This is a genomic window from Comamonas trifloxystrobinivorans (genome assembly GCF_043359985.1).
GTDB lineage: Bacteria > Pseudomonadota > Gammaproteobacteria > Burkholderiales > Burkholderiaceae_C > Comamonas > Comamonas trifloxystrobinivorans.
On sequence record NZ_JBHZGV010000012.1, the window covers coordinates 86,949 to 111,591 of the forward strand.

The 24,643-nt window shown below is 50.0% G+C and carries 23 protein-coding genes; 11 read left to right on the plus strand and 12 right to left on the minus strand.

Annotated elements, in window-relative coordinates:
• Window positions 1-242: 242 nt before the first annotated feature.
• From moaC to ACFIQF_RS15865, 4 genes are all read left to right on the plus strand, one after another.
• A complete protein-coding gene (moaC, locus tag ACFIQF_RS15850; RefSeq protein WP_393944322.1) occupies window positions 243-719 on the plus strand; it encodes a cyclic pyranopterin monophosphate synthase MoaC in 477 nt (158 codons plus the stop codon).
• Between the two features lie 90 nt (window positions 720-809).
• Window positions 810-2,150: a glycosyltransferase family 39 protein gene (locus ACFIQF_RS15855; RefSeq protein WP_393944324.1), complete on the plus strand. Its 1,341-nt coding sequence runs from the start codon at window positions 810-812 to the stop codon at window positions 2,148-2,150.
• 192 nt (window positions 2,151-2,342) lie between these two features.
• The gene (locus ACFIQF_RS15860) at window positions 2,343-3,671 is read left to right on the plus strand and encodes a nucleotide sugar dehydrogenase (protein WP_393944326.1); all 1,329 of its coding nucleotides are present in this window, start codon (window positions 2,343-2,345) and stop codon (window positions 3,669-3,671) included.
• 85 nt (window positions 3,672-3,756) lie between these two features.
• A complete protein-coding gene (locus ACFIQF_RS15865; protein ID WP_393944328.1) occupies window positions 3,757-4,860 on the plus strand; it encodes a UDP-N-acetylglucosamine 2-epimerase in 1,104 nt (367 codons plus the stop codon).
• Between the two features lie 384 nt (window positions 4,861-5,244).
• Here the strand turns inward: ACFIQF_RS15865 and ACFIQF_RS15870 are convergent, their stop codons facing one another.
• Complete coding sequence (locus tag ACFIQF_RS15870; RefSeq protein WP_393944330.1) at window positions 5,245-5,655, minus strand: pilin; 411 nt, start codon at window positions 5,653-5,655, stop codon at window positions 5,245-5,247.
• An 835-nt stretch (window positions 5,656-6,490) separates the two neighbouring features.
• Between ACFIQF_RS15870 and ACFIQF_RS15875 the strand changes: the two genes are divergently transcribed.
• The 4 genes from ACFIQF_RS15875 to ACFIQF_RS15890 all read left to right on the plus strand — a co-directional run bounded on the left by ACFIQF_RS15875 (window position 6,491) and on the right by ACFIQF_RS15890 (window position 11,589).
• On the plus strand, window positions 6,491-7,558 hold the full coding sequence (locus tag ACFIQF_RS15875) for a glycosyltransferase family 2 protein (RefSeq protein ID WP_393944332.1): 1,068 nt from the start codon (window positions 6,491-6,493) through the stop codon (window positions 7,556-7,558).
• Window positions 7,555-8,835 (plus strand): lipopolysaccharide biosynthesis protein, encoded by a 1,281-nt coding sequence (locus ACFIQF_RS15880; protein WP_393944333.1) that lies wholly within the window; start codon window positions 7,555-7,557, stop codon window positions 8,833-8,835. The genes ACFIQF_RS15875 and ACFIQF_RS15880 overlap by 4 nt, the downstream gene beginning before the upstream one ends.
• Window positions 8,828-9,931: an FkbM family methyltransferase gene (locus ACFIQF_RS15885; RefSeq protein ID WP_393944335.1), complete on the plus strand. Its 1,104-nt coding sequence runs from the start codon at window positions 8,828-8,830 to the stop codon at window positions 9,929-9,931. The genes ACFIQF_RS15880 and ACFIQF_RS15885 overlap by 8 nt, the downstream gene beginning before the upstream one ends.
• 566 nt (window positions 9,932-10,497) lie before the next feature.
• Window positions 10,498-11,589 carry an FkbM family methyltransferase gene (locus ACFIQF_RS15890; RefSeq protein ID WP_393944337.1) on the plus strand — a complete coding sequence of 364 codons (1,092 nt, stop codon included), beginning with the start codon at window positions 10,498-10,500 and terminating at the stop codon, window positions 11,587-11,589.
• Here ACFIQF_RS15890 and ACFIQF_RS15895 read toward each other — a convergent pair whose 3' ends face one another.
• The 11 genes from ACFIQF_RS15895 to sucC all read right to left on the minus strand — a co-directional run bounded on the left by ACFIQF_RS15895 (window position 11,590) and on the right by sucC (window position 22,327).
• Window positions 11,590-12,768, minus strand: a complete 1,179-nt coding sequence (locus ACFIQF_RS15895; protein WP_393944338.1) for an ATP-grasp domain-containing protein — start codon at window positions 12,766-12,768, stop codon at window positions 11,590-11,592.
• A 9-nt stretch (window positions 12,769-12,777) separates the two neighbouring features.
• Window positions 12,778-13,824 (minus strand): Gfo/Idh/MocA family protein, encoded by a 1,047-nt coding sequence (locus ACFIQF_RS15900; RefSeq protein ID WP_393944339.1) that lies wholly within the window; start codon window positions 13,822-13,824, stop codon window positions 12,778-12,780.
• Window positions 13,812-14,999 (minus strand): DegT/DnrJ/EryC1/StrS family aminotransferase, encoded by a 1,188-nt coding sequence (locus ACFIQF_RS15905; RefSeq protein ID WP_393944340.1) that lies wholly within the window; start codon window positions 14,997-14,999, stop codon window positions 13,812-13,814. The genes ACFIQF_RS15900 and ACFIQF_RS15905 overlap by 13 nt, the downstream gene beginning before the upstream one ends.
• Window positions 14,996-15,856, minus strand: a complete 861-nt coding sequence (locus tag ACFIQF_RS15910) for a glycosyltransferase family 2 protein (protein ID WP_393944342.1) — start codon at window positions 15,854-15,856, stop codon at window positions 14,996-14,998. Before ACFIQF_RS15910 ends, ACFIQF_RS15905 begins: the two co-directional genes overlap by 4 nt.
• Window positions 15,857-15,860: 4 nt before the next feature.
• Entirely contained in the window at window positions 15,861-17,660 is a 1,800-nt protein-coding gene (locus ACFIQF_RS15915; RefSeq protein ID WP_393944343.1) for a hypothetical protein, read from the minus strand.
• 114 nt (window positions 17,661-17,774) lie between these two features.
• On the minus strand, window positions 17,775-18,131 hold the full coding sequence (locus ACFIQF_RS15920) for a prepilin-type N-terminal cleavage/methylation domain-containing protein (protein WP_393944344.1): 357 nt from the start codon (window positions 18,129-18,131) through the stop codon (window positions 17,775-17,777).
• Window positions 18,132-18,448: 317 nt separating this feature from the next.
• The gene (locus ACFIQF_RS15925) at window positions 18,449-19,117 is read right to left on the minus strand and encodes an FHA domain-containing protein (protein WP_393944345.1); all 669 of its coding nucleotides are present in this window, start codon (window positions 19,115-19,117) and stop codon (window positions 18,449-18,451) included.
• A gap of 4 nt (window positions 19,118-19,121) precedes the next feature.
• The gene (locus ACFIQF_RS15930) at window positions 19,122-19,439 is read right to left on the minus strand and encodes a hypothetical protein (protein WP_393944347.1); all 318 of its coding nucleotides are present in this window, start codon (window positions 19,437-19,439) and stop codon (window positions 19,122-19,124) included.
• A gap of 3 nt (window positions 19,440-19,442) precedes the next feature.
• Window positions 19,443-20,135: a TerC family protein gene (locus ACFIQF_RS15935; RefSeq protein WP_393944348.1), complete on the minus strand. Its 693-nt coding sequence runs from the start codon at window positions 20,133-20,135 to the stop codon at window positions 19,443-19,445.
• Between the two features lie 116 nt (window positions 20,136-20,251).
• On the minus strand, window positions 20,252-21,148 hold the full coding sequence (gene sucD, locus ACFIQF_RS15940) for a succinate--CoA ligase subunit alpha (RefSeq protein ID WP_393944350.1): 897 nt from the start codon (window positions 21,146-21,148) through the stop codon (window positions 20,252-20,254).
• An 18-nt stretch (window positions 21,149-21,166) separates the two neighbouring features.
• Entirely contained in the window at window positions 21,167-22,327 is a 1,161-nt protein-coding gene (sucC, locus tag ACFIQF_RS15945; RefSeq protein ID WP_393944352.1) for an ADP-forming succinate--CoA ligase subunit beta, read from the minus strand.
• On the opposite strand from sucC, the gene ACFIQF_RS15950 reads away from it, so the two are divergent.
• From ACFIQF_RS15950 to ACFIQF_RS15960, 3 genes are all read left to right on the plus strand, one after another.
• Complete coding sequence (locus tag ACFIQF_RS15950) at window positions 22,316-22,720, plus strand: hypothetical protein (protein ID WP_393944353.1); 405 nt, start codon at window positions 22,316-22,318, stop codon at window positions 22,718-22,720. The two genes, sucC and ACFIQF_RS15950, sit on opposite strands and share 12 nt — an antisense overlap.
• Before the next feature lie 124 nt (window positions 22,721-22,844).
• Window positions 22,845-23,777, plus strand: coding sequence for an N-acetyl-gamma-glutamyl-phosphate reductase (gene argC / locus ACFIQF_RS15955; RefSeq protein ID WP_393944355.1), 933 nt, complete (start codon window positions 22,845-22,847; stop codon window positions 23,775-23,777).
• 163 nt (window positions 23,778-23,940) lie between these two features.
• On the plus strand, window positions 23,941-24,630 hold the full coding sequence (locus tag ACFIQF_RS15960) for a c-type cytochrome (RefSeq protein ID WP_393944357.1): 690 nt from the start codon (window positions 23,941-23,943) through the stop codon (window positions 24,628-24,630).
• The last annotated feature ends 13 nt before the right edge of the window (window positions 24,631-24,643 follow it).

Here is a 24,643-nt window from a genome sequence, read left to right on the forward strand (position 1 = left end):
GGCCACAAAGCGGTAACAGCTATAAAATTACTAGCTAGCAACGCACAAACCGTGCGCATAAATGGCTTGTTTTTCATCAAACACCTGTCCAACAGTCAAGGCGAAGCCTGAACCCAGGCCCGGCGCGGCTTGCTCCCAGCCCGCGCCACCAACAGCAACGCTAACACGTATGATGAAAAGCCCACCCGCAAGTTGCACTTGCTGCAATTGCTCGGCTCAGCACGTGTAGATAGAACCCCAGCATGACCAACCTACTCACCCATTTCGACGCCCAAGGCCAAGCCCATATGGTGGACGTTGGCAGCAAAGCCAGCACCCACCGCATCGCCATAGCAGAGGGCTTTATCACTGTGCAGCCGGAAACCCTGGCCATCATCCAGGCCGGCACCGCCAAAAAAGGCGATGTATTGGGCGTGGCGCGCCTGGCCGGCATCATGGCCGCTAAGAAAACCAGCGACCTGATTCCGCTGTGCCACCCGATCGGACTGACAAAAGTGTCGGTAGAGCTTGAAATACACCCGGATAAAAATACTGTGCGCTGCGAAGCCCGCACCGAAACCGTAGGCCAAACCGGCGTAGAGATGGAAGCCCTCACCGCTGTGCAAGTGGCGCTTTTGACTATTTATGACATGTGCAAGGCGGTGGACAAAGGTATGGTTATGGGCCATGTGCGGCTGCTGGAAAAGCACGGTGGAAAATCGGGCACGTATGTTGCGTGATCGTCGTAGTTTTATTATGGCTCTCGCCGCCACTCGCTTTGGATGGCGAATAGGGCATAGAAAGTAAGCAAGCAATTGCAAAAGAATCGCATGCAGCAAAAGCGCCAAATCGCCTATACCCTGATCCTTACATTAACCATGCTTCTTGGCATATTCCTCAGAATACATGCCGCAGGCAACACGATAGTGGATGCCCCATTGCGGGCAGATGCGGGACAGTATTATAGCTACGCCTATAACATGCGATTCCATGACACATATTCACGCGAGTCCTGGAAAAAAACAAACAATAATGATTTCAACCCTACCGCAGATGCGCTTCGCTCTCCAGGCTATCCATTGTTTCTTTGGATTTTCACTGAAAAATCACCCACGCAAAAAGGTATTTCCAATATTGTCATCGCGCAGTCGATCCTGGGAATCTTCAGCCTACTACTTGTGTTTGCGATTGCTCAGACACTTTTGCCTGGAGCCTGGCCACTTCTACCAACATTGTTAACAGCAATATCACCACAGCTAGTAAATACTGAGGTCTACATTCTCTCCGAAAGCCTTTTTGGCTTTCTTCTATTGTCAGCCATCTACACATGCACACAATACAAGGTCGAAAGCAGGAATAGTGCCACCTTGGTAATTGCAGGTCTCCTACTCGGTCTTGCCACGATCGTAAGACCAACGACTCAGTATTTTCTACCCTTCTTTGTGGTGTATGCGGCACTCGCATCCCAAAAACAGTTAAAGTGGCATCACTACCTTGCAATAGCCAGCGCATTTATACTACCCACTGCTTTCTGGACATTAAGAAATATTGTCACTCTGGGCATTTACTCCGACCCAACGCTTACCATCAACACACTCGTGCATGGGCACTATCCAAGCATGATGTACAACGGCGATTTAGCAACATTAGGCTACCCTTATAGATTCGACCCCAAAATACAAGAACTATCAGCCTCAGTTCATAGTGCATTGGCAGAAATATGGAATCGGATCCAAGAGAATCCTACCCTATACCTGCAATGGTATTTACTAGAAAAGCCTATTACATTTTTATCTTGGTCAGATGCATCTGCATGGCAAGGGTTTTTCACATATCCCGTCCTGCGCAGCCCTTACCTCACATCAGAATTTTTTATCTTTAGCTACACAGCCATGAAAAACACCCACTGGACATGGGTTATTTTAGCCAGCATTAGTGTCATTTATTTTATTTTTCATTTTACAAAAAATCCAATTCCCCCCAATTCAACACCATTGCTGCTAACATTTATTTTCATCTATTTCTTGCTTATTCACACTATTGGATTCCCAATAGCCAGGTACAACACACCTATCTTGCCTGTTATATTTTTACTGGCCAGCTTAATTTTAAAAAATATATTTTTAACAAATTACAAACAACCATCAAACGTGTTTTTTCAGCAAAAATAGACTAAATTTTATTCTGGCATCACCTCCCGTACCTTTAGCACGCGAACCAAGCTAGCAACAATGCCATAAAATATGAAGCATTCTATGCCATGCCCCATATCTTGATTACATCGCTTGCAAAACCACCTCGCACGTACTAGACTGTGCGAATTATCAGATAAAAAGTTCCAAAAGCAATGGTTGCATCTCATTATGACAAGCAATAGCAATACAAATAATTCTTTAACCAGGCTAGAGCAGCGAATTTCTTCACGTCAGGCGATCATTGGTATTTTTGGCTTGGGATACGTCGGTCTACCATTGGCTCTGCGCTTCGCCGAAGTAGGGGTAAAAGTAATTGGTTTTGATATTGACCAAAGCAAAGTGCATTTGCTCAACCAGGGCCTAAGCTACATAGAACGCCTGACACCACCACTTGTGCAAGCTGCTCAGTCACAAGGCTTTGAGGCAACCACTGACTTCTCACGCACACAAGAACTGGATGCTTTGATCATTTGCGTCCCCACGCCCTTGAATGCCCAACGCGAACCAGACTTGAGCTTCATTATCAGCACTGTCGAAGCCGCTCTGCCCCATATGCGGGAAGGACAGTTGATGAGCCTGGAGAGTACCACTTGGCCAGGTACGACAGAGGAGATTCTTGCTCCTCGTTTACAGGCTCAAGGCCTGACACCTGGTCACAACTGCGCATTGGTATTTTCCCCCGAGCGCGAAGACCCAGGCAACCCCCACTATGGCACTAAAGACATACCCAAAGTGATTGGCGGAATGACTACCACCTGCCTTCAACTAGGTAAAGCTCTCTACGAAATGGCCATTCAGACGATGGTGCCCGTCAGTAGCACGAAAGCAGCTGAAATGACCAAACTTCTGGAGAACATTCATCGCAGCGTGAACATCGGCTTGGTCAACGAGATGAAGATCGTGGCCGACAAAATGGGTATCAACATTCACGAGGTGATCGATGCTGCAGCCACCAAGCCATTTGGCTTTGTTCCATACAAACCGGGACCAGGGTTGGGCGGTCACTGCATTCCGATCGACCCGTTCTACCTGACTTGGAAAGCGCGAGAGTATGGGGTCAGCACACGCTTTATTGAACTGGCGGGCGAGATCAATCACTACATGCCTCAATGGGTTGTCAGCAAAATTGCGGACGCATTGAATGATCGCGGACAAGCAGTTAAAGGTAGCAACATCCTGATACTTGGAATAGCCTATAAAAAGAATATAGATGATACACGAGAGTCCCCCGCTGTAGAAATCATGGAACTGCTGCAAGGGAAAGGCGCCAACATTGCATACAGTGATCCTCATGTACCAGTTTTCCCGCAAAAGAGAGACTATACCTTTAATCTAAAATCGGTGCCGCTAAGTGCATCCACTATAGCGAACTACGACTGCATTGTCTTAGTCACTGACCATGACTACTTTGACTACGTGCTATTGCAGGAAAAGGCCAACCTTATTATTGATACACGAGGTAGATTTACAGCAGCAACAAATTTAATAACTGCATGACCTTGAATCGTGTTTTAAAAAAGCGTATAAGCTCACTCAGCATATAAAACAGCATCAAGAAAGGTCTTAATCTTTAACAACCATCATGCAACGACAAAAAATCAACAGCACACATTTTCTGATACTAGTAGGCACCAAAGCACAATTTATAAAAACTGCTCCTATTTTGCGGGAAATGGATCAACATCAGGTTCCATATCAGCTGATCTACACTGGGCAGCACTCAGAAACCTTCAGTCTCCTTGAAGCTGCCTTTGGCACCCGACCTGCGGATGACAAGCTGGTACCGGATACCGAAGCATCCACGCGAATGAGCTTTCTTGCTTGGACGGCCAAATTTTGGAGGCAAGCATTTCGACGTATTCGTTATTGGCGTGGAGCCCGTGGAGGACTGGTACATGGCGACACCGCATCAACCCTTTTTACCGCAATTGCTCTGCGAATCGCAGGTGTCCCTGTCGTTCATATCGAAGCAGGATTACGTTCATCGAGGTTAATGGAACCTTTCCCTGAAGAGCTCATTCGCCGTTGTGTTTCTCGTATAGCACGGGTGCATTTCGCTCCAGACTCTAACTCGGCAAAAAACCTCTCCACCGCTTCAGGAATAGTCGTTAATACGCAAGGTAATACACTGCGAGATGCCTTGATGCTTGCCTTGAAAAATTGGCAGACGATACCATCGCATGGAGGACTTGGGGGTTATGCCATATTTTCAATGCACCGAAGTGAAAATTTGGGACGCAGAGCCGATTTTGATCTATTGATGGGAGAGGTACTCCATGCCGCTACATTATTACCCATCCGATTCGTATTACACCCTGCAACCCGTGAACGCATCCATCAAACAGGTTGGCTTAAAAAACTCCAAGCCCAACCGGGTCTGCAGTTGCTCGACCGGATGGATTACCCAGATTTTGTTCGTCTCTTGGTCGGTAGTTGCTGTTTACTGACAGACGGCGGCAGCAACCAAGAAGAGGCTGCGATGCTGGGTTTACCAACACTGCTTCTAAGACGTGCAACTGAGAGGCTTGATGGTTTGGGCGATGGCATAGTGCTTTCACACTTGAAGCCAGAGGTAATTCGATCTTTCTTGTCCAATCATGCCAACAAGACTTGGAACCTGCGCAAGGTAGAAGGCGCTTCACCATCAAAAATTATAGTTGACTCTCTTACTGAGCAGTTAAATTAAAATGCAGTGCCGCAAGCGCATAGGTAAAGCATGCCTATTTCTGGTTTGGTTTAGTTCAACTGCGTACCAAGTGCACAAAAATTTTGGATTGACAAGAGGCTTTGAGACCCAGCAGAAGCGCTGATTTAACAAGCTGTCATCCACTGCCAATAGCAATACGGCGGTCACCAAATACTATGGTGTTTTCTATAGCAACAGCCACTTTCAGAAAAAGCAACAAAAAAAATTGCCAGCTAAATTACATAGCAAAGAAAATCAGCATTCTTATTTATAGAAATTCAAACATTACTCAAGATACTAGCACTGCTTCATTACATAGCTTGAACAAACATTCAAACTTATTATCAGCTCCTCGGAATTTCATTGAAATCAATTCATACAAATTCAAGTGCAATTACCTGGCTTATATCTAGACGCTAGATCACTGCTGCAGACCCACGCACTACCAGAACTACGAGTGAGTACAATTTTTTTATTATTAAATTTTCCAGAAAATCCATTCTTGGTGGTGCAGGTTAATTCGTCATTAGTCAATGTATAAATACAATAAGTACTCTTGGAACCAATTGGGCCAATATAACCTTCATCTGACGCCACCAAGCTTGGCGTCTTTCCTTCATTCCAGACAATTTCATACTCCATTTTCAATGTCGTCAACTCTGCCAAAGCACCGCCCGCTTGTGACTTGACAATATAGTCTTGATAGGCAACTGCCGCAACGGCACCCAAAATTCCAATGATCGCGACCACGATCATCAGCTCGATCAAGGTAAAGCCCTTTTGAATTGACAACATGGCAAGAATTACAAAATAGTTATTCCTCAACTGATGCAAGCTTCATGCCAAATTCAGAAGCCAACACTCTGTAAATAAGCGTTTGAAACGGATGCGTACCAGGCGGATCTCAGCTTCAGATGATTTTTTCGCTCAACGACACCAGTCCACATGTATGCAAAAGAGCCACAAACGCCATGGATCCGGTGCAGGTTACGACTCTGATCCAACCTCATCCCTGGGCAGTGGCATGAATAGCGGGCCAGCGATACGCGGAGCCTGATACGGATAAGGGTACCCTCTACCTCAGCCACGATCCATCCCACATGACGATCTACGCATGAAGCCAGCTGGTCAGTTTTCGGCCGTGTCAAAGCAACCCAGGCGCAAACGCAACTACCGGCTCCGATAGAGCTGGAGACTCTCATTGAGCAGCATGCGCCGCAAAAAGCAATCTCTGGACTGATGCACACCGTAGTGTCTACACTAAGCAAGGTCGCTTTGATCACCCAAGTTCACAAACTGCTGCACAAGCAAGAGTTCATGGTACGGCTACCAACATATGGAAAAGTGCGATGGGTTGCGAAGCAGCAAACAACTAGCATATTGCGATACCAAAAGGCTTTCGCAAGCAGCTCGGCGTCAGTATGGAGCTTGCTGGGATGAAAGAGCTTTATGAAAAGAGCAAGGCCGACGTACAAGCCAAGGTCAAGCGTGCGTTTCGCACGCATCAAGCAGCAGCTCGGGCGCGTCCTGGTCTCCTTCAATTTTTAATGCCCAAGCAGCACTTTCACCTCACATTATGCATGTTAACCATATTCTCGCACCACCACCATCATATGAAAAGAAATTAAAAATGACTCAGGTCGAAAATATCGCTGATATTGATAAAAATATAAAACATGAAATCAGCGATACTTCAGCGCTGGCAAAAAATCCCGTCGTCACCGTCTTGATGATTACCTACAATCATGCTGACTATTTACCAATAGCCATTGAAAGCATTGTTAACCAACAATGTGATTTCCCATTTGAATTGATCATCGGTGAAGATTCCTCTACGGACAATACCCTCCAGATTGCCATTGAGTACCAGAAGCGCTACCCAAAAATTATTCGCGTCATTCATTCCGAGAAAAATGTGGGAATGAATTCCAATTCACGTCGAATTTTCAGCGAGGCCCGAGGTGAATATATCGCATATTGCGAAGGTGATGACTATTGGTGCTCAACAGATAAATTGGCACTTCAGGTTGCCATGATGAGAAGTGACCGCAGCATCGGCATCGTACATTGCGATTGGACACGATGCATTCTAGATCACGGAACATGGAAACTAAGTTTATCAAGATCTATGCACGCAAGAGTTTCCGAGAAATATCTGAGTGGTAAAATATTTTCCACATGGCACTATCCAAAAATATTGAGAACCTGCACTATTTTATTGCGCAAAGACACTCTTGCAGAGTGGTACGATTCCCATTTAATGGATCCAAAGTATCATTTTGGCGACAGTATTCTCTCAGCTTGGATCACCGAACGCAGCAAAGTGGGATATATCCCAAAAATAATGTCCGTCTACCGTGTCAGCCCGAACTCCGCTCTCCGGTCAGGAGCCAAGGCAAGAGTCGCGTTCTATAAATCTGCACTGGAATTCGATACGGCTGCTCGTGCATTCTTTTCAGATCGAGCAGACTACCCCATGGGTTATCGCTGGGAAACAGCTGCGAGCTTGCTGCTATGGGGCCTGCGATCGCACGATATGCCCGCAATTAAATTTGCGCTTACCGACTTCAAGCAACACTTTTCCTTGCTGAGTTTTATTGTCACGGCCTATAAAACTCTTGCCATGCGATTGCCTACACTAAAACGCCAACGACGACAAACACCATGCGAAGCGATAACGACTGAACAGCAGCCATGAAAAACACATGGTACTGGCTGAAGCACTATCGGCCAGGTCGGCTGGGCCAGAACACAATGCTCGGTGCAGCTGGGTTAGGTGCACGCGCTGTGATTCAGGCAGCCTATCTGTTGATCGTCTCGCGCTGGCTAGGATCGGAGGGCTACGGATTGTTTGCTGGCTCGGTAGCGCTGGCCACATTGGCAATGCCCCTCGCCAACTGGGGCAGTGCATTACTATTGACACAGCACATTGCACGCGACCGCAACAGCTCACGTGGCATGTGGGCAACAGCGCTGGTACAAACTGGTGTGGTTGGAGGGCTGCTCACCATAGGCATTCTGATTGCATCGTCCCTGCTGCATGAACGGCTGCCGCTAGGTTCACTGCTAATACTCGCGATATCCGAACTGCTGCTGTTACCAGTCTCGCATGCAGCCAGCAGTCATTGCTCCGCACTAGAGCGTGGCGGAGCAGCAGCGCTTTCGGTCTGCCTTGTTCCCTTAGGCCGTACCGTCACTATCCTAGCCACGTTTGCCACCGGTTTGACCGCTTCACCAGAGCTTGCGGCCATGGCACATTTCAGTGGTACCGTGGTGGGGATAGCTGCAGTAATCACCTTGATCGCCTGGGTGGACGGACTGCCGGCATGGCAAGCACGGCTTCCTTTGCCCAGTGCTTTACGTCAGGGTACTTCCCATGCAATCAGCAATATTGCAAGCACCAGTTATCAAGAGATTGACAAGGTCTTGATGCTGCAACTGCTGGGCGCTGCGGCGGTTGGCTCTTACACTGTTTCCTTCCGTGTAGCCAGTATTTTTGTTTTGCCAGTATCAGCCCTCATCAGTGCAAGCCTCCCGCGCTTGATTGCACGTGCAGGTAGCGTAGATAGTGCGCGAACCTATCGCGCTGTATTAATAACCGGTATCGGCTACGGCGTATTGGCCGGGATAGGTATTTTAGTTGCAGCACCATGGATTCCAATGGTGTTCGGTAGTGACTATATTCCCTCAACCACCTACCTCTATCTACTAGCACCCTGGCCTATACTATATGCATTACGCCATTGCCTATCCATATATTTGATTGCAAACCAGTGCCAAATAGCACGCACTTATGCAGATATTCTAGGTTTGGGAACCGTGACACTGACAAATCTACTTCTGCTTCCACGCTTGGGTGCAGATGGTGCAGCGATTGCTTTGATAGGGTCAGAAGCTCTGTTAGCAATGGCAGTAGCACTTATGATAAAAATATACCCCTCAAAAAAATACACAAGGCGTAATAAAGATGAGTAATTTAGACCCAGAAAAACGATGGCTAGATGGATTACTGTCGCATATTTACTTCCAGTTACGAGGTAGTGACCGAGGGCGTCGAGACAAAAACTTCGATTGGCTTTGGTTCAAAAAATTACCTACCGCACACTTCATCGATACACGCCGTCGCATTCGGAAACTTTTGAATCTATTTAACAAAGAAAAAAATAAGGGCTATACCACCGAATGGCTAAAATCGAATTCAGCAAAACTATGGGAAACACGCCAACTACTCGTTGACGGACTGAGCCGCCGTCAATTTGATGATGCTATTGTCCTGAAAGTCGTGGGCTATCGACGCTCTTTTTTTCCAGCCGAAGCATTTGATATTTATTTAAAAATCAATGGTACTCAGCAATTTTCCCACTTGACCTTACCCGATACGTATATGGGGCTTTCCCTACATATACTGAATGTCGAAATAGGTAAAAAGGGAGAGCCATCAGAAATTATTGCAGCTGATGGCTTCACTGAAGGATTAAACCGGTATCGTCAATATTTCGTAGAGAGAGATGGAATACGGTTTGCACCCCAAACTGGCGAGATAGTGCTTGACTGCGGCGCGTGCATTGGTGATGTCGCAACTGTTTTTGCGATGCATGTAGGAAGTACGGGGCAGGTACATCTGTTCGACCCGATGCCAACACACGTAGCATTCTGCAATGAACAAAAAGCATTGAACCCACATCTTGCGAGTCGAATGCATGTGGTGCCGATGGCTGTGGGGATGCTCTCCAATGGATCCATGCAGTTGAACGATAACACAACTGAAATTGAACCTAATGCCGTCCCAGACTCATCTTTTCCATTTGTGTCGATCGATGACTATGTACGAAACAAGGGAATTCGGGTGGACGTAATTAAGATGGACATAGAGGGTGGAGAAGGCGATGCATTGAGAGGCGCAGAGCATACGCTGCGCACATTTCAGCCAAGATTAATGATCTCTGCATACCACCGCCAGGATGACCTTTGGGCGCTACGCGAGCTAATACAGGAAATTAATCCAAACTATAGATTTCACTTCGGGCATCATACACCCGTCCAGTGGGAATCTGTATTTTATGCAACCTAGAACTATTAACACAACCGTTCGATAAACCTTGAGCAAATGATGGAAGTGCGAGCTTCAGCAGCGTCAGGGCGCATCCAACTGCCTCTAGAATCGAATGCAAAACTGGCTGAACCAGAGCCATGTTTACGTTCGACAACCCCGCGGCAAATGCCAGTCGGCTGATGCTTTCAATACCTTTGTGAGCAATGCGGCCGATGATTTCTCGACGTTTGAGTCACGACAACCTTGGTAGTCCTAGTTTGTATATCGGCGAAGATGACCTTCTTCTTCAGGGAGTCTGGCTAAAACTTCACCGAAATCACTGGCTGGGAGGCCACAGTGGCACCAAACTTGCTTTCACTGTCATACATATACCCCAAAACAAACAGCACTTGCATGGCGGACTATGGAAATAAAAATAATTGTGACAATAACTGCAATCAGCGGGCAACAGATCGCAATTTAAAATCTCTAATTAACAGAGTGAGTGGATGAAATTAAAAACTGAACGGCATGCAGGCTTAGAGTTGCCTCCCCATAAAATTTAATGCAGCGCTCTTTTATATCACCAAAAAATGGAATACTTTATGAAAAAAAACATCGCCATTAAAATTGAGCAGCTAATTGAATTCCCGGAACAAAAAAAAGAAAATGGGGCTTCTATTTTAGAAGGCACGAACTACTATGCTATCGGAAAAAACACAGAAACATTAAAAATTCAAAAAATCCTCAATATAATAGCCATTATTGACGACACATGCACACCGCGCACGTACTGGAATGAAATTCCACTCATCAAATCAGTCGATGCCGATAAAAAAATATGCGTCATTAATTGCTCCACATCTATTCGCCCCATTGACACCTACCATTATTTAAAAAATATGGGGTTCGAATCCATTATTAGTATTGCGGAGCTTTCAAAAAAAATAGGAGATGATTGTTTACTTCCTGATTTTATCAAAGAGCAAAAACATGAAATAAATCAGCACGCAGACCTCTGGCAAGAAATTTTTGACCAACTAAGTGACCAAGTCTCTAAAGATATGTTTCTGGATGTACTGAAGTTTCGGCTATCCGCAGATCCAGAACACATGAGAAATTTCAAGGTACGCCTAAAAGATCAATATTTCGAAAATTTCATGCAATATAAAAATGAAGTTTTTGTAGATGCAGGTGGTTTCGATGGGGACACCGCAATGGAATTCGCCCAACGCTATCCTGATTACAATAAAATCATGTTTTTTGAACCATCCGAAAAAAATCTGCGCAAGGCAAAGATCAATTTGTCAAGCGTTCGCGATATTCATTTTTTTCAAATTGGGCTATCTAACTCAAAAGCAACACTGCGCTTCAACTCCGAAATTGGGTCAGCCTCCGCCATCAATGAGCACGGCAATGAAGAAATTGCAGTAAACACACTTGATTCAATGATTGATGAACCCGTTACATTCATCAAAATGGATCTGGAGGGATGGGAGATACCCGCTATTGAAGGAGCTCGTGAGCATATTAAAAACACTGCTCCCAAATTAGCACTGGCAACTTATCACCGTGCCTCCGATTTGCGCGAAATATATCTTTTAATTCAAAGCCTCGGCAACGACTACGAAATATTCTTCCGCCACTACACGCAGGGCTGGTCGGAAAGCATCCTTTTCTTCAAACCTCGCTTATGATTACGGCAGGCAAGCTTCATTGAAGGAAGGGAAAACTTTATATAAATCTTTGCGCAAAATAGCTTGATACAAATCATCCGATTCTTTAAATTCAGTATCTCTAAAAAATATTAGACCAACTCTCCCTTTTGCCCCCACACCCAGATCATCTCCCACCGACTTAATTGGTATATAGCATTCCACATGGACCGCTCTGGAGAAGCCAAGGCCAATCAAACTCTGTTCTCGCCCCACAGAAATCGTGTGTCGAATGATCGGCCTGATCCATTTAGTCTCAGGCACCCCGGTTATCTTCCCTAAGAAATGAGCCGCATAAAATTCTGCATAAGGAAATCCGCTAGACATTTCAATCAATTGAGCATATAAATCTCCGGGGCAGCGGCGCGTTGATTCAATCAACCAAAATTGGCGGCCATTATGAATGAATTGCGTATGCAGCAAACCATCAACAAGGCATAACTCATTTGCTAGCTCCTCCATGCACTTGCGTAAGTCTATACGAAGATCCTCAACTCCACTGTTTATCAAGCGGCTGGTATCCACTGCAAATGGATTGACTGTACAGTCTTCCTGAACAATAAAATCTACAACCACTTTCCCATTTTGAAAAAATGCGGAATGACTATAGAGTTGTCCTTCGACGAATTGTTCGATCAAGCAATGCCCGGTTGGAGAAGCTTCCTTGGCCTTACTCATCGCCTCCGCGACACCCATTACATTCGGGCGATCTAATATCGTCATTCCCCTACCGCTAAACGAGTCTACCGGCTTAACAATTATCGGAGCTTTTGCCAAACAAGCTTCTGACTCTGAAAAAACAACTGGTACGGGTAGCCCTAATCTCTCTGCCACCTGCCTAAAGCTGGATTTATTACTGATGAAATCATGCGCTTGTGGACAATCACCAAGCCATATAGCTGCGCCTTGACCTACCGTTACGCATGATTCATAAGAGCGATCTGTACACCCTGGAACCAGGTATTCAATACCTTGCTCTTGCACAAAATTTCTAAGCGCAAAAACATTCGAATAATCCAAGCAAAAATATTTTGAGGAAATTTTTGCCAATGCATCGCCAGGACTGGCACCCACCACATGCACATCATGACCCGCCTGCACCAATGCCTCATGAATAGGAATTGATGAAAAGTTTGTATCTACCAGCAAAATCTTAGCCACACTTACTCCTCAAACATGCACAACACGGCCTTCCTGTGCAGAACGAGAAATAGCTTCTGTTATTTTTAAATTACGCAAGCCATCTGCAGCAGACACTAGTGGTTCTACGCGCTCATTAATCACCGCTACAAAATGTGCAAGCTGGCATGAGAGGGGATCTTTGCGCTCCACGTTCAGTACTTCTTCTATAAATGGTTCCCACCACGATGCCTGCTCTTCATCACGATAATGTTTAAGGCGAAATGTAGGAATGGAAAGGCTACCAAGCGTCCCCGACACAACATAGCAATCCTCATCTTTATATGTAGGATACGCAGGGTTCTCTCGCGAGGTCTGCTCCCAACTTCTTGCGCATGCGGCAGTGTCTGACAATATAAAGTTACCAAGCATTCCATTTTCAAACATCAAATTGATACTAACAGTATCTTCCACTGGGTAGCGACGAATACTAGAGGAAGCAAATGCATGCACCGCACAAATTTCACCGCACAGTGTGCGTAGATTACCAATTTCATGAATCATATTAATCAGTATCGGACCTCCGCCTGGCTGCGTACGCCATAGTCCTGCCTGAAAATAACTTTGGGGCTTGTAAAATTGTGCACTCCCGGACACTGATACCAGATGCCCTAGTCTCCCCTCACTGATGATCTCTCTTGCTTTAGCAAGTAGCGGACTATGCGCCCGATGATGTCCAATCAGTATTCTTGCGTCATACTGCGCAGCAAGACGCACCAGTGCCTCGCCTTCTTCGACGGTTGCAGTAATAGGTTTTTCGACTAGAACGGGAATTCCTGCTTTAACACAAATAGCCGCCTGTTCTGCGTGAAATTGGTTCGGTGACGAGATTACCACACCATCGACTTTACATGATGCCAAGCATGCACTGATATCGTAGAAGAGCGGTACTTGGTTGGCACGCGCAATGGCATGGTTCGGCACATGATCAGGCGCGACAAGTGCTACCAATTGACATTTTTTGTTCTCATGAATCAACCGAATATGCTCTTTACCAATCAACCCTGGACCGACCACCACAATATTTAGCGCCTCCACGAGCTGCCTCCCACGAGGGTGCGAATGATTTCCGCGATCGTTTTGATGACATCATCAGACAGAGAACCATTTGGTAAGACCATCACCCGCTCCGCTACCTCAGCCGTCTGCGGCAACACAAGTCCTGCGTGCGGGAAAAGATCTCGGTACGGCTGCATCCGATGGCATCCAGGCCAGAAATATTTGCGCGCCAGAATATTCTCGCCATGCAGCGCCTCAATGATGTCATCGCGCCGCACCGGGCAATCGGCGCCGACTTCCACAACTACGTAGTGATGGCTATTGCGCTCACCATTATCGTAGCTCAGCATCTTGATGCCCGGGATATTTGCTAGCGCCTGCCGATAAGCAGCGTGGGTGCTTTGGTTGGCAGCAATGATGTCATCGAACCCGTCAAGATTCACCAAGCCCATCGCTGCGCACACCTCGATCATCTTGCCGTTCGTGCCTGGATGGATGACGTTGTCATAGCCCTTGAACCCGAAATTACGCATTAAGCGCATGGCCTCAGCAAGTTCATCGTCATTGGTAGTGATAGCACCGCCTTCCATCGTATTAAATGCCTTGGTGGCATGGAAGCTAAACACTTCGCATGCTCCAAAGTTCCCAATACTCCTCCCCTTGTAGCTACTACCAAATGCATGGGCTGCATCAAACATCAGCTTTAGACCATGCTCATTGGCAATCTCCTGCAGCTCAGCGACCTGAGCAGAACGGCCCCACAGGTGAACACCAATAATGCCTGTGGTACGCGGTGTGATCATGCGTCGCACCGCCGCAGGATCAAGATTGTGCGTTTCAGGATCAATATCCGCAAATACCGGTGTAATGCCTTGCCAATACAGAGCATGCGCCGTTGCCACAAAGGTCCATGATGGCACGATAACCTCACCGGTCAAACCAAGTGCCCGAATGGCTATTTCCAATGCGACTGTGCCATTGCACATGGCAATGCAGTGCTTCACCCCCAAGTAAGCAGCAACCCGTTTTTCAAACTCTTGTACCAATGGACCATTATTGGTAAGCCATTTATTATCTAGAAGCCGATTAACATAGGCCAAAAATGCTTCACGGTTTCCGATATTAGGCCTCCCCACATGCATTGGCTGATCAAATGCCGGCCTCACACCATGAATCGCCAAATCGGCATGGCTTACAATTTTTTTGGTATTCACTCACGCCCCCGGTACATCAAAGCGGTGATTTGTTCAGAGATCAATCCCATCAAAAATACCATCACGCTCCCCGTATAAAGCAAGGCACTCATATTGGTAAAACGAGACTGATGCCACCATGTCCAACCATACCAGCTCGTCGCCACTGCAAACATGGCACATGCCACTGGTGCAAATATTTTCAAAGGTGAAAACAATGTGCCGATCTTAAAGATGATGAGTAAAAATCGCGCCCCATCACGGACAAGATTAATATGGCTTTTACCAATGCGCTTGGCCGCATGTATTGGCACATAGGCTACCGAATAACCAGCACGAAAAAAGGCCATGGTGCTGGTAGTGGGGTAAGAAAAGCCATTGGGCAACAAGTACAAAAACTCTCGAAACTTCTCTGCCCGCACCGCGCGGAATCCACTTGTCAAATCTTCAACTCGGTGGCCCGTCATCCAACTGGCCAAACGGTTGTACAGGCCGTTGGCCAAGCTTCGCCCCACACTGGCTTGCGAGCCTTTTTGCCGAGCTCCCACCACCATGTCGTGGCCTTCATTCATCTTTGCCAGCAGGCGCTCAATATCAGCAGGGTTGTGCTGACCATCAGCGTCCATGAACACAATTACATCGCCTGTTGCAGCTCGGGCCCCTGTTTTGATGGCAGCACCGTTGCCTTTACTGTAGGGGTGGTACACAACACGTACTCCAGCAGCCTCCGCAACTGCCGCAGTATCGTCCGTCGAGCCGTCGTTGACAACAATGATTTCTGCCATAGGGCATGCATTGACCAAGCTATGTATGGTTTCACCTATGGCTGCAGATTCATTTTTCGCCGGCAGGACAATGGATAATTTCGAATCAGTCATGGCCTCATTTTGCCTGTACTTTGTTGAGTTTTTCTACCCAATCCTCACGACCAGCCTCTTTAAGCTCCATCAGCATCTTCTGCACATCTGCATCACCCGGCGCCGCCAATTCAACCGCATGCTGAAAAAACGGGTATGCCTTACCAGGCTCTTGTGTTTCGTTATAGATATAAGCACCCATGCGAATGTACTGATGCGGATATAACTGCGTGCGGCTGGCAATGATTTCGATAGTTTTCAGAACCCCATCCTCATTCAGCGGTATTTGACGATCCACATTGTTCAGCATGGTCCATACCACTTTTAAATTCTGTGCACTCAAGGGGGCAGCCTGCAACCTTTTCAAGAACTGATTCCAGTCGTCTTGGGTAACTGTTCCCTTCACTGTTTTAAAAATCACCACATTGGAAAAAAGTGGTGGCGCCTGAGTCTGATCGGCTCCTTTTTCACATGTGCTGATGGCTAAGTCAAGATAAGGGCTTTCCTTATCGCTATTGCTGCGATCAAAATAGTTAGTGCACAGAACAAGCCATGCCCGAGCAGAATTCGGAGCAATTTCCACTGTTTTCTGTGCAAAGCGCAAAGGCTCGCCCCATACATGCGCCCGGGCAACCGTCGCAGTCGCAATAGTCAAAAGATAGGCCACTGAAGCCACGATGGCCCATTTTGGTTTTAAGGCAAAGCGTCGCCAAATATACATGGCCACATCAAACACCGCCAACAGGATGCCGATCATTGCAAAGTGATTTCTGTGCTCAAAAGCCAACTCCAAACTTACCACATTGCTAGATATGAAGTGGCCTGTAAAGAACAGAAAAATGCCTAGTGCGAATAGCGGCCTTGTGGCTCGCAGCATCCATGCAGTCACCAACAGCATAGCCAGCACCAGCCAGGCGACGGCCGTTGTCCATGGCTGAAAGAAACCATGTGATATTTCCAGGCCATCATAGTAAAACGGCATCAAGTCCGGCAATGGAAACACTATTTGTACAATATACAAGAGCAGAACTCGCCCTTGGGTAAGCAGACGCTCTGGCGTAGAGAATAATCTACCTGGGTATGCATCCCAATGCCAATAATGGGGAACAATGACAAACAAAAAGACCATCAACCCCACGCCCACAAAAACAGTAAATGATTTTTTCAACCAATTAGCCAGTGCAGCTTCTTTCGCCTGGAATCGCAGCACCGTCAACTCCAAGCAAAGCATATAAGCGGGCAACAAGGCAGAATCTTCTTTGCATGCTAAAGCCAGCACCGCAAAGAGCAAAGTCAACACTATGTATAGACGGCTGCGCTGTCCCAGTATTTGCGCTTGCCGGGCGTTCAAGTAGACAATTAATGCCAATACAACAAACAACGTGCCCATTGTCTGCATACGTTGCACAACATACAGTACCGACGATACTTGGAGAGGATGAAGTGCCCAAGCCAATGCCAAAAGCACGGCCCCCACCTGCGCTTGGCGTGAAGAACAGTGAGATAAGTTCAACAGTTTTCGAAAAAATGCCAACAATGCAAGCGCCGTCAATCCATGAATGACCAAATTGGTCATTTTAAAGGTTGCTGCATCCATACCACCACGCCAATAATCCAATGCAAAGCTCAACATTGGCAGGGGTCGTGTGCCATGGCCTGGCTGAAAGCTATAAGCCGCATACAATAGCTCTTGAACATTCAAGCTATTAAGATGCAATGCGGTGTTATCGACAATATTAGGCGCGTCATCAAATATAAATCCACCACCCAGCCCTGGAAAAAACACGACAATAGTCAGAAAAAAAATGACGAACTTCAAAGCCATGAACCGCCAAAAGTGATGAAATTCTATTCGCATTTATGTAGATGTTGCCAGGCCATTTTTTATAAACAAAAGGCGCCCATTGGGCGCCTTTTTCAATTAAACCGGGTGGCTCAATTACCGCAGATTACAAGCACCCGTTCCAGCATTGCACTTGGTATCTTTCTTAATATTAGCATTGCCACGCGTTTGGGCTTCAAAAATGACGCTGGCACCCGTATCATAATCGTTCTTAGTGGGCACGGCACCGTTAGTGCAAGCGCTTTTATTGTAAGCAGGCGCTGCCGTATTGTCTGCCAAGTTAGCGACTGCAGCACCCATGTAGGCCTTGGCTTCAGCCAAGCAGCCGCCATTAGCGGACTTTTGGGTGTAATCGCGGTACTGGGGCAGAGCGATAGCAGCCAGAATACCGATAATAGCCACCACGATCATCAGTTCGATCAGGGTGAAACCCTTTTGCATCTTATGCAGCATGTTGAGTCCTCTCTTGGATTCAGTGTTTAGGTAAGTAGCCTAATCGAGCCGATTGGGCTTGCCCAACTGCATGCAAGTGGCGTGCCAATTTTTGGCATAGGCCAGAGGCTGAATACAGGCTGACAAAACTGCGGTAATTTATTAATTTCCATGAATTGACACGCAGAATTGTCATCGATAGGTGTATATGCCATTTTTGTCATCTTCAACGACTTACCAGAAGTACCTGTCCTTGCCTGTCCCTACAAAGACAAAGACACCCGAGGGTGTCTTTGCTTCATGAGCTACAACGATGCTCCGGTGCCAGTTAGCAAAGCTCAACTCAAAAACTCGTACTCCATCCCCGCCAGCTCAATCTTGTCGCCGGCTTTAAGGGTGGACTCTGTGGTGTCCAGCGCCTTGCCGTTGAGCTTGGCGTCGGTGGAGCCATCTACTTTGGTGACGACGTAGCCTTTGCCGCGCTTGGTGAAGGCGACGACGGCGATGCCGGGGCGGCCGACGGTGGTGACAATTTTGGACAGAATGACGTCTTCGTCCGCCCCTTTGACGGCGCGCAGATGGGCGCCGGCCTGGTAAGGCGCTTCGTCGTGCGGGTGGAATTCGGCAGGCGAGGTGGAAGGGCCTTCTTCGTGCGATTCGTTCTCGGGCAGCATGTGTGGCACGGGTACCGACAGAGCTTCGGTGTAGAAGCCGCCGTTGGGCGAGCCGCCTTCGGGGGCGATGGAGCTCATCAGAAAGCGGATGCGGCATTTGCCGATGTCGAGCAGATCACCACTTTGCAGTACTTGGCGGCGCACCTTGATGCCGTTGACGCGGGTGCCGTTGGTGCTGCCCAGGTCTTCCACCACAACGATGCCAATCTTCTTCTCGTAGGTGAATGCGGCGTGCTCGCCGCTGACCGCCATATCGCTCAATACGATATCGTTGGTGGAGCGACGGCCGAGCGTGGTCCTGGACTCTTTGAGTACATAGTCCTGAACCACCATTCCATTAAGAGAAGCTATTAAGCGCGGCATAGTTATTGACCTCGCTGCGATTATACGTTTGCACCAATGGAGACCTGCCCATCAATAGTTTTGTTAACAAAGACTTGCGCTTAGCCTCCCTGCCCAGCAGACCTGCATTCAATATACGAAGCTTGCTGGCGATACGCCAGCGACATGATTGCAAACAGCGTTCCGCTGTCATCGCCAGACGACAAGCAGCACTGTTTTGTTGCCAGCCCGTTGTTTCAGCAACAAAAAAAAGCGCCCGAAGGCGCTTTTTTCTACCGGCTGCAAGCCCGGCGTTTTTGATAAATCCAGCCAATAACTAGGCTGCATTGGCTGTTTTTGCCGCGTTGCGTTTTTGTACCCACAGACCCACGCCCACCACCAAAGCAGCGCCAGCGGCGGCAGCCACATAGTGCAGCGCCGGGTTGGCGGCCACAAAGTTGTGCAGCAGCTTGTCGTTCATGATGGTTTCGCCACCGACCCAGCCGATCAGGCCCGCGCCCAGAATAACGATGATGGGGAAGCGCTCCATCAGCTTGATCATCAGCGTAGAGCCGAAGATGACCAGCGGGATCGAGATGGCCAGGCCCAGAATCAGCAGCAGCATGTTGCCGCCAGCGGCAGCGGCCACGGCAATCACGTTGTCCAGGCTCATCACCAGATCGGCGATCAGGATGGTGCGGATGGCGGTCATCATGGAGCCGGTGCCCTTGGATTCGCCTTCTTCGTCTTCGTGGCTGGTCAGCAGTTGCAGGCCAATCCACAGCAGCAAGCAGCCGCCGATGATTTGCAGGAAAGACAGCTCCAGCAGCTTGGCGGCCACCACGGTCAGCACAATGCGCAGCACCACGGCCGCGCCGGAGCCGAACATGATGGCTTTTTTCTGTTGTTCTGGCGGCAGCGAGCGTGCGGCCAGGGCGATGACGACCGCGTTGTCGCCCGAGAGGATGATGTTGATCCAGATGATCTTGACCAGCCCGATCCAGAAGTCGGGATGATTGATGTACTCCATGCTTTGCTCCGTTGTTATGAATGCAAAGACGCCAGATCAGCAAGATCTGGCGTCTTTTTATAGTTGGAATTAGCAGTTTAGCGGGGGCCAAGCCCCACTGTCATGCGTAATTTTGCTTACTTCAGCAAAGCTTTCAGCAGCTTGCCCATTTCGGAGGGGTTGCGGGTGATGGTGAAGCCGCACTCTTCCATCACAGCCAGCTTGGCGTCTGCCGTGTCAGCGCCACCGGAGATCAGAGCACCTGCGTGGCCCATGCGCTTGCCGGGAGGGGCAGTGACGCCAGCGATGAAGCCGACGACGGGCTTCTTCATGTTGGCCTTGCACCAGCGAGCAGCTTCCGCTTCGTCCGGACCGCCGATTTCGCCGATCATGATGACGGCGTCGGTGTCTGGATCATCGTTGAAAGCCTGCATCACGTCGATGTGCTTCAGACCGTTGATCGGGTCACCACCGATACCGACGGCGGACGACTGGCCAATGCCCAGTTCGGTCAGCTGAGCCACGGCTTCGTAGGTCAGCGTGCCGGAGCGGGAAACCACGCCGATACGACCCTTCTTGTGGATGTGGCCGGGCATGATGCCGATCTTGATTTCGTCAGGCGTGATCAGACCGGGGCAGTTGGGGCCCAGCAGCAGGGTCTTCTTGCCGCCAGCGGCTTCCTTGGCGCGCATTTTGTTGCGCACTTCGAGCATGTCGCGCACTGGGATGCCTTCGGTGATGCAGATCGCCAGATCCAGATCGGCTTCCACAGCTTCCCAGATGGCAGCGGCTGCGCCTGCTGGTGGCACGTAGATCACGGAAACGGTAGCACCGGTTTCCTTGGCTGCGTCCTTGACCGAACCGAAGATTGGGATGTCGAAAATCTTTTCGCCAGCCTTCTTGGGGTTCACGCCGGCGACGAAGCAGTTCTTGCCGTTCGCATATTCCTGGCACTTTTCGGTGTGGAACTGGCCGGTCTTGCCCGTGATGCCTTGGGTGATGACGCGAGTGTCTTTATTGATATAGATAGACATGTTGGTGTTCTCCAGGGCTTACTTCACTGCGGCAACGATCTTGGTGGCGGCTTCGGCCATCGTGTCGGCGCTGATGATGGGCAGACCGGATTCGGCCAGCATCTTCTTGCCCAGCTCTTCGTTGGTGCCCTTCATGCGCACGACCAGTGGCACTTGCAGGTTCACGGCCTTGCAAGCGGTGATCACGCCGGTGGCGATGGTGTCGCACTTCATGATGCCGCCGAAGATGTTGACCAGAATGCCCTTGACCTTGGGGTTCTTGAGCATGATCTTGAAGGCTTCGGTGACCTTCTCGGGGGTAGCGCCGCCGCCCACGTCCAGGAAGTTGGCTGGCTCGCCGCCGAACAGCTTGATGGTGTCCATGGTGGCCATGGCCAGACCGGCGCCGTTCACCAGGCAGCCGATGTTGCCGTCCAGGCTGATGTAGGCCAGGTCGAACTTGGAAGCTTCGATTTCAGCGGGATCTTCTTCGTCCAGATCGCGGTAAGCCACGATTTCTGGGTGGCGGAACAGCGCGTTGGAGTCAAAGTTGAACTTGGCGTCCAGGGCCATCAGGTTGCCGTTGGAGTCGCAGTTCAGCGGGTTGATTTCCACCAGCGACGCGTCGGTGTCCATGTAGCACTTGTAGATCTTGGCGAAGATGTCCACGGCTTGGTCGATGGACTTGCCTTCCAGACCGATGGCAGCGGCCACCTTGCGCGATTGCGCTTCGGTGATGCCGGTCAGCGGGTCGATCATCTCGGTGATGATCTTCTCGGGGGTGGAGTGAGCCACTTCCTCGATGTCCATGCCGCCTTCGCTCGAAGCGATCAGGGCCACCTTTTGCGTGGCGCGGTCCGTCACCAGCGACACATACAGTTCGTTCTTGATATCGGCGCCGTCTTCGATGTAGAGGCGACGAACCTTCTGGCCTTCGGGGCCGGTCTGGTGCGTGACCAGTTGCATGCCGAGGATGTCGGTTGCGCGTGCCTTTACGTCGTCGATGGTCTTGGCAACCTTCACGCCGCCGCCCTTGCCGCGGCCACCAGCGTGGATCTGTGCCTTGACGACCCAAACCGGGCCACCCAGCTTCTGTGCTGCTTCCACCGCTTCTTGCACGGTGAAGGCTGGAATGCCGCGCGGAACGGGCACACCGAACTGTCGCAAGATTTCCTTGCCTTGGTATTCATGAATTTTCATGATGTCTCTCGGAGTAAAACAAAAGGGAAAAAACCCGGCGGCCATGCACGCAGAACAAAGAACGCGCAAACAAGGCTAGGAGGCCTGGCAACCTGCAAATTTAACATGCTGCACTGCGCCAAACCTGACATTCCAGCCCGGAGCTTGAGTTGGCCCCCAGGATTTACCTTAGGTGAAAATGCTTATAGCTATTACTTTTATAGCGAACTATTCAACACAGGGCAAGATCGGCCTGTTCCAAATAGCCAAAGCATGCCTTTGTTGGCAACTAAGGAAAGCAAGCCAAACAGCGCCCGGCTAAATACCCCAGGCTTGCAGGATTTTCGCCCGCAGCGCCTACGCACCAGCCTTTTTCGGCTAGACACAGCCGCTGGCCAGCTGGCCGCGCTGTAGGCCACTGCAGCAAATTTGCCAAACGCTTGCACACAGCAGGCAGCTTTGCCTCACAATAAGCGCTTTCCCCAATAAACAGCGGCCGCCCGCAAGGCTGCGCCGCCGCAACCCAGGAGTGATGGCAATGGCAAAAGTGTTTATCGACGGCGAAGCAGGCACCACAGGCTTGCAGATTCGCGAACGCCTGGTGGGCATGCCCGGCGTAGAGTTGGTAAGCATTGCGCCCGAGCTGCGCAAAGACCCGGCCGCCAAGCGCACGCTGATTGCGGGTGTGGATCTGGTCATCCTGTGCCTGCATGACGATGCAGCCAAAGAAACCGCCGCTCTCGTCGATGCCATTGAGCAAGAGACCGGCCGCACCATCAAGATCATCGACGCCTCTACCGCGCACCGTGTGAACGACGCCTGGGTGTACGGCTTCCCTGAGCTGAACGCCGGCCAAAAGGCTGCCGTGCAAGCGGCCAAGCGCGTCTCCAACCCTGGCTGCTACGCCACTGGTGCCATTGCCATGCTGCGCCCGCTGGTGGATGCCGGCCTGATCCCACACGACGCCGCGCTGGCGCTGCCCTCGGTATCGGGCTATACCGGCGGCGGCCGCACCATGATCGAGGCTTACGAAGCCGGCACCGCCGCGCCTTACGAAGCCTATGCGCTGGGCATGTCGCACAAGCATATTCCCGAAATCTTGAAGTACACCGGCCTGACGCGCCGCCCCGTCTTCATCCCCGCTGTCAGCAACTTTGCCCAGGGCATGCTGGTGCAATTGCCGCTGCATCTGGACGAGCTGCCCAGCAAGCCGCTGATGAGCGACCTGCACGACGCCCTGGCCGCGCACTACGCCAAAACCAACCAGGCCGAGCAGTGGGTGAAAGTGCTGCCGCCCACCGACGACAACAAGCTGGCCGCCGACACCCTGGCCAACACCAACAACCTGGAAATCCGCGTGTTCGGCAACGAGCAGCTGCGCCAGGCCGTGGTGATCGCCCGCCTGGACAACCTGGGCAAGGGCGCCAGCGGCGCAGCCGTACAAAACCTCAAGCTGATGCTGGGCCTGTAAAGCATTGCGCTGCACGCTGCCCATCTGGGTACGACAGCTGAGAAAAAGCCGCTGGAGACAGCGGCTTTTTTGCGCCCTGCCAGCTGGCAATAGGCGGTGTTAGCCGACACCGTCTGTGCCGCTGTGTGGCTAGCATGGTCTGCATAAACCACCTATAAGCACGATGACGAGACCATCTACCCCTGCTGCGCCTTGGCAGCTTGCTGCCCATGCTGCGGCACTGCTGGCAGCCTGCTGCTTCAGCGCCAGCGCCTTGGCGCAAACACAGAATGCCGATGCCAAAAATGGCGCAAATATTGCCCAGAACGGCCTGCCACCGGCCGTGGCCGCTTGCGCCAGCTGCCACGGCGCCAAGGGCGAAGGCATGGCCGCCTTCCCGCCGCTGGCCGGCCAAGCGAGTGGCTATTTGCGCAGCCAGCTCGAAGCCTTTGCCGATGGCTCACGTAACAACGCCATCATGGCACCCATCGCCAAAGGTTTGAACGCCCAGCAACGCGCCGACGTTGCCGCCTACTTTGCCAGCCTGCCATCGGGCATACGCACAGCAGCAGCGGCTGCGCCAGACGGCAAAGACAAAGGCGCCTGGCTGGTGCTGCGCGGCCGCCAGGCCGATGGCATTCCGGCCTGCGCCAGCTGCCACGGGCCGGGCGGCGCCGGTGTGGGCGAACAGTTCCCCGCCATTGCCAAGCTCAATGCTGGCTATATGCAGCAACAGATCGACGCCTGGAAGCAAGGCCAGCGCGGTGCCGGCCCGCTCGGCCTGATGGGCAGCATCGCCAAAAAGCTCAGCAACGATGACGTCGCCGCCATCGCCCAGTACTACGCCACGCTCAACGGCGGCGCGGCCCAGTAAAGCGGAGGCCAGC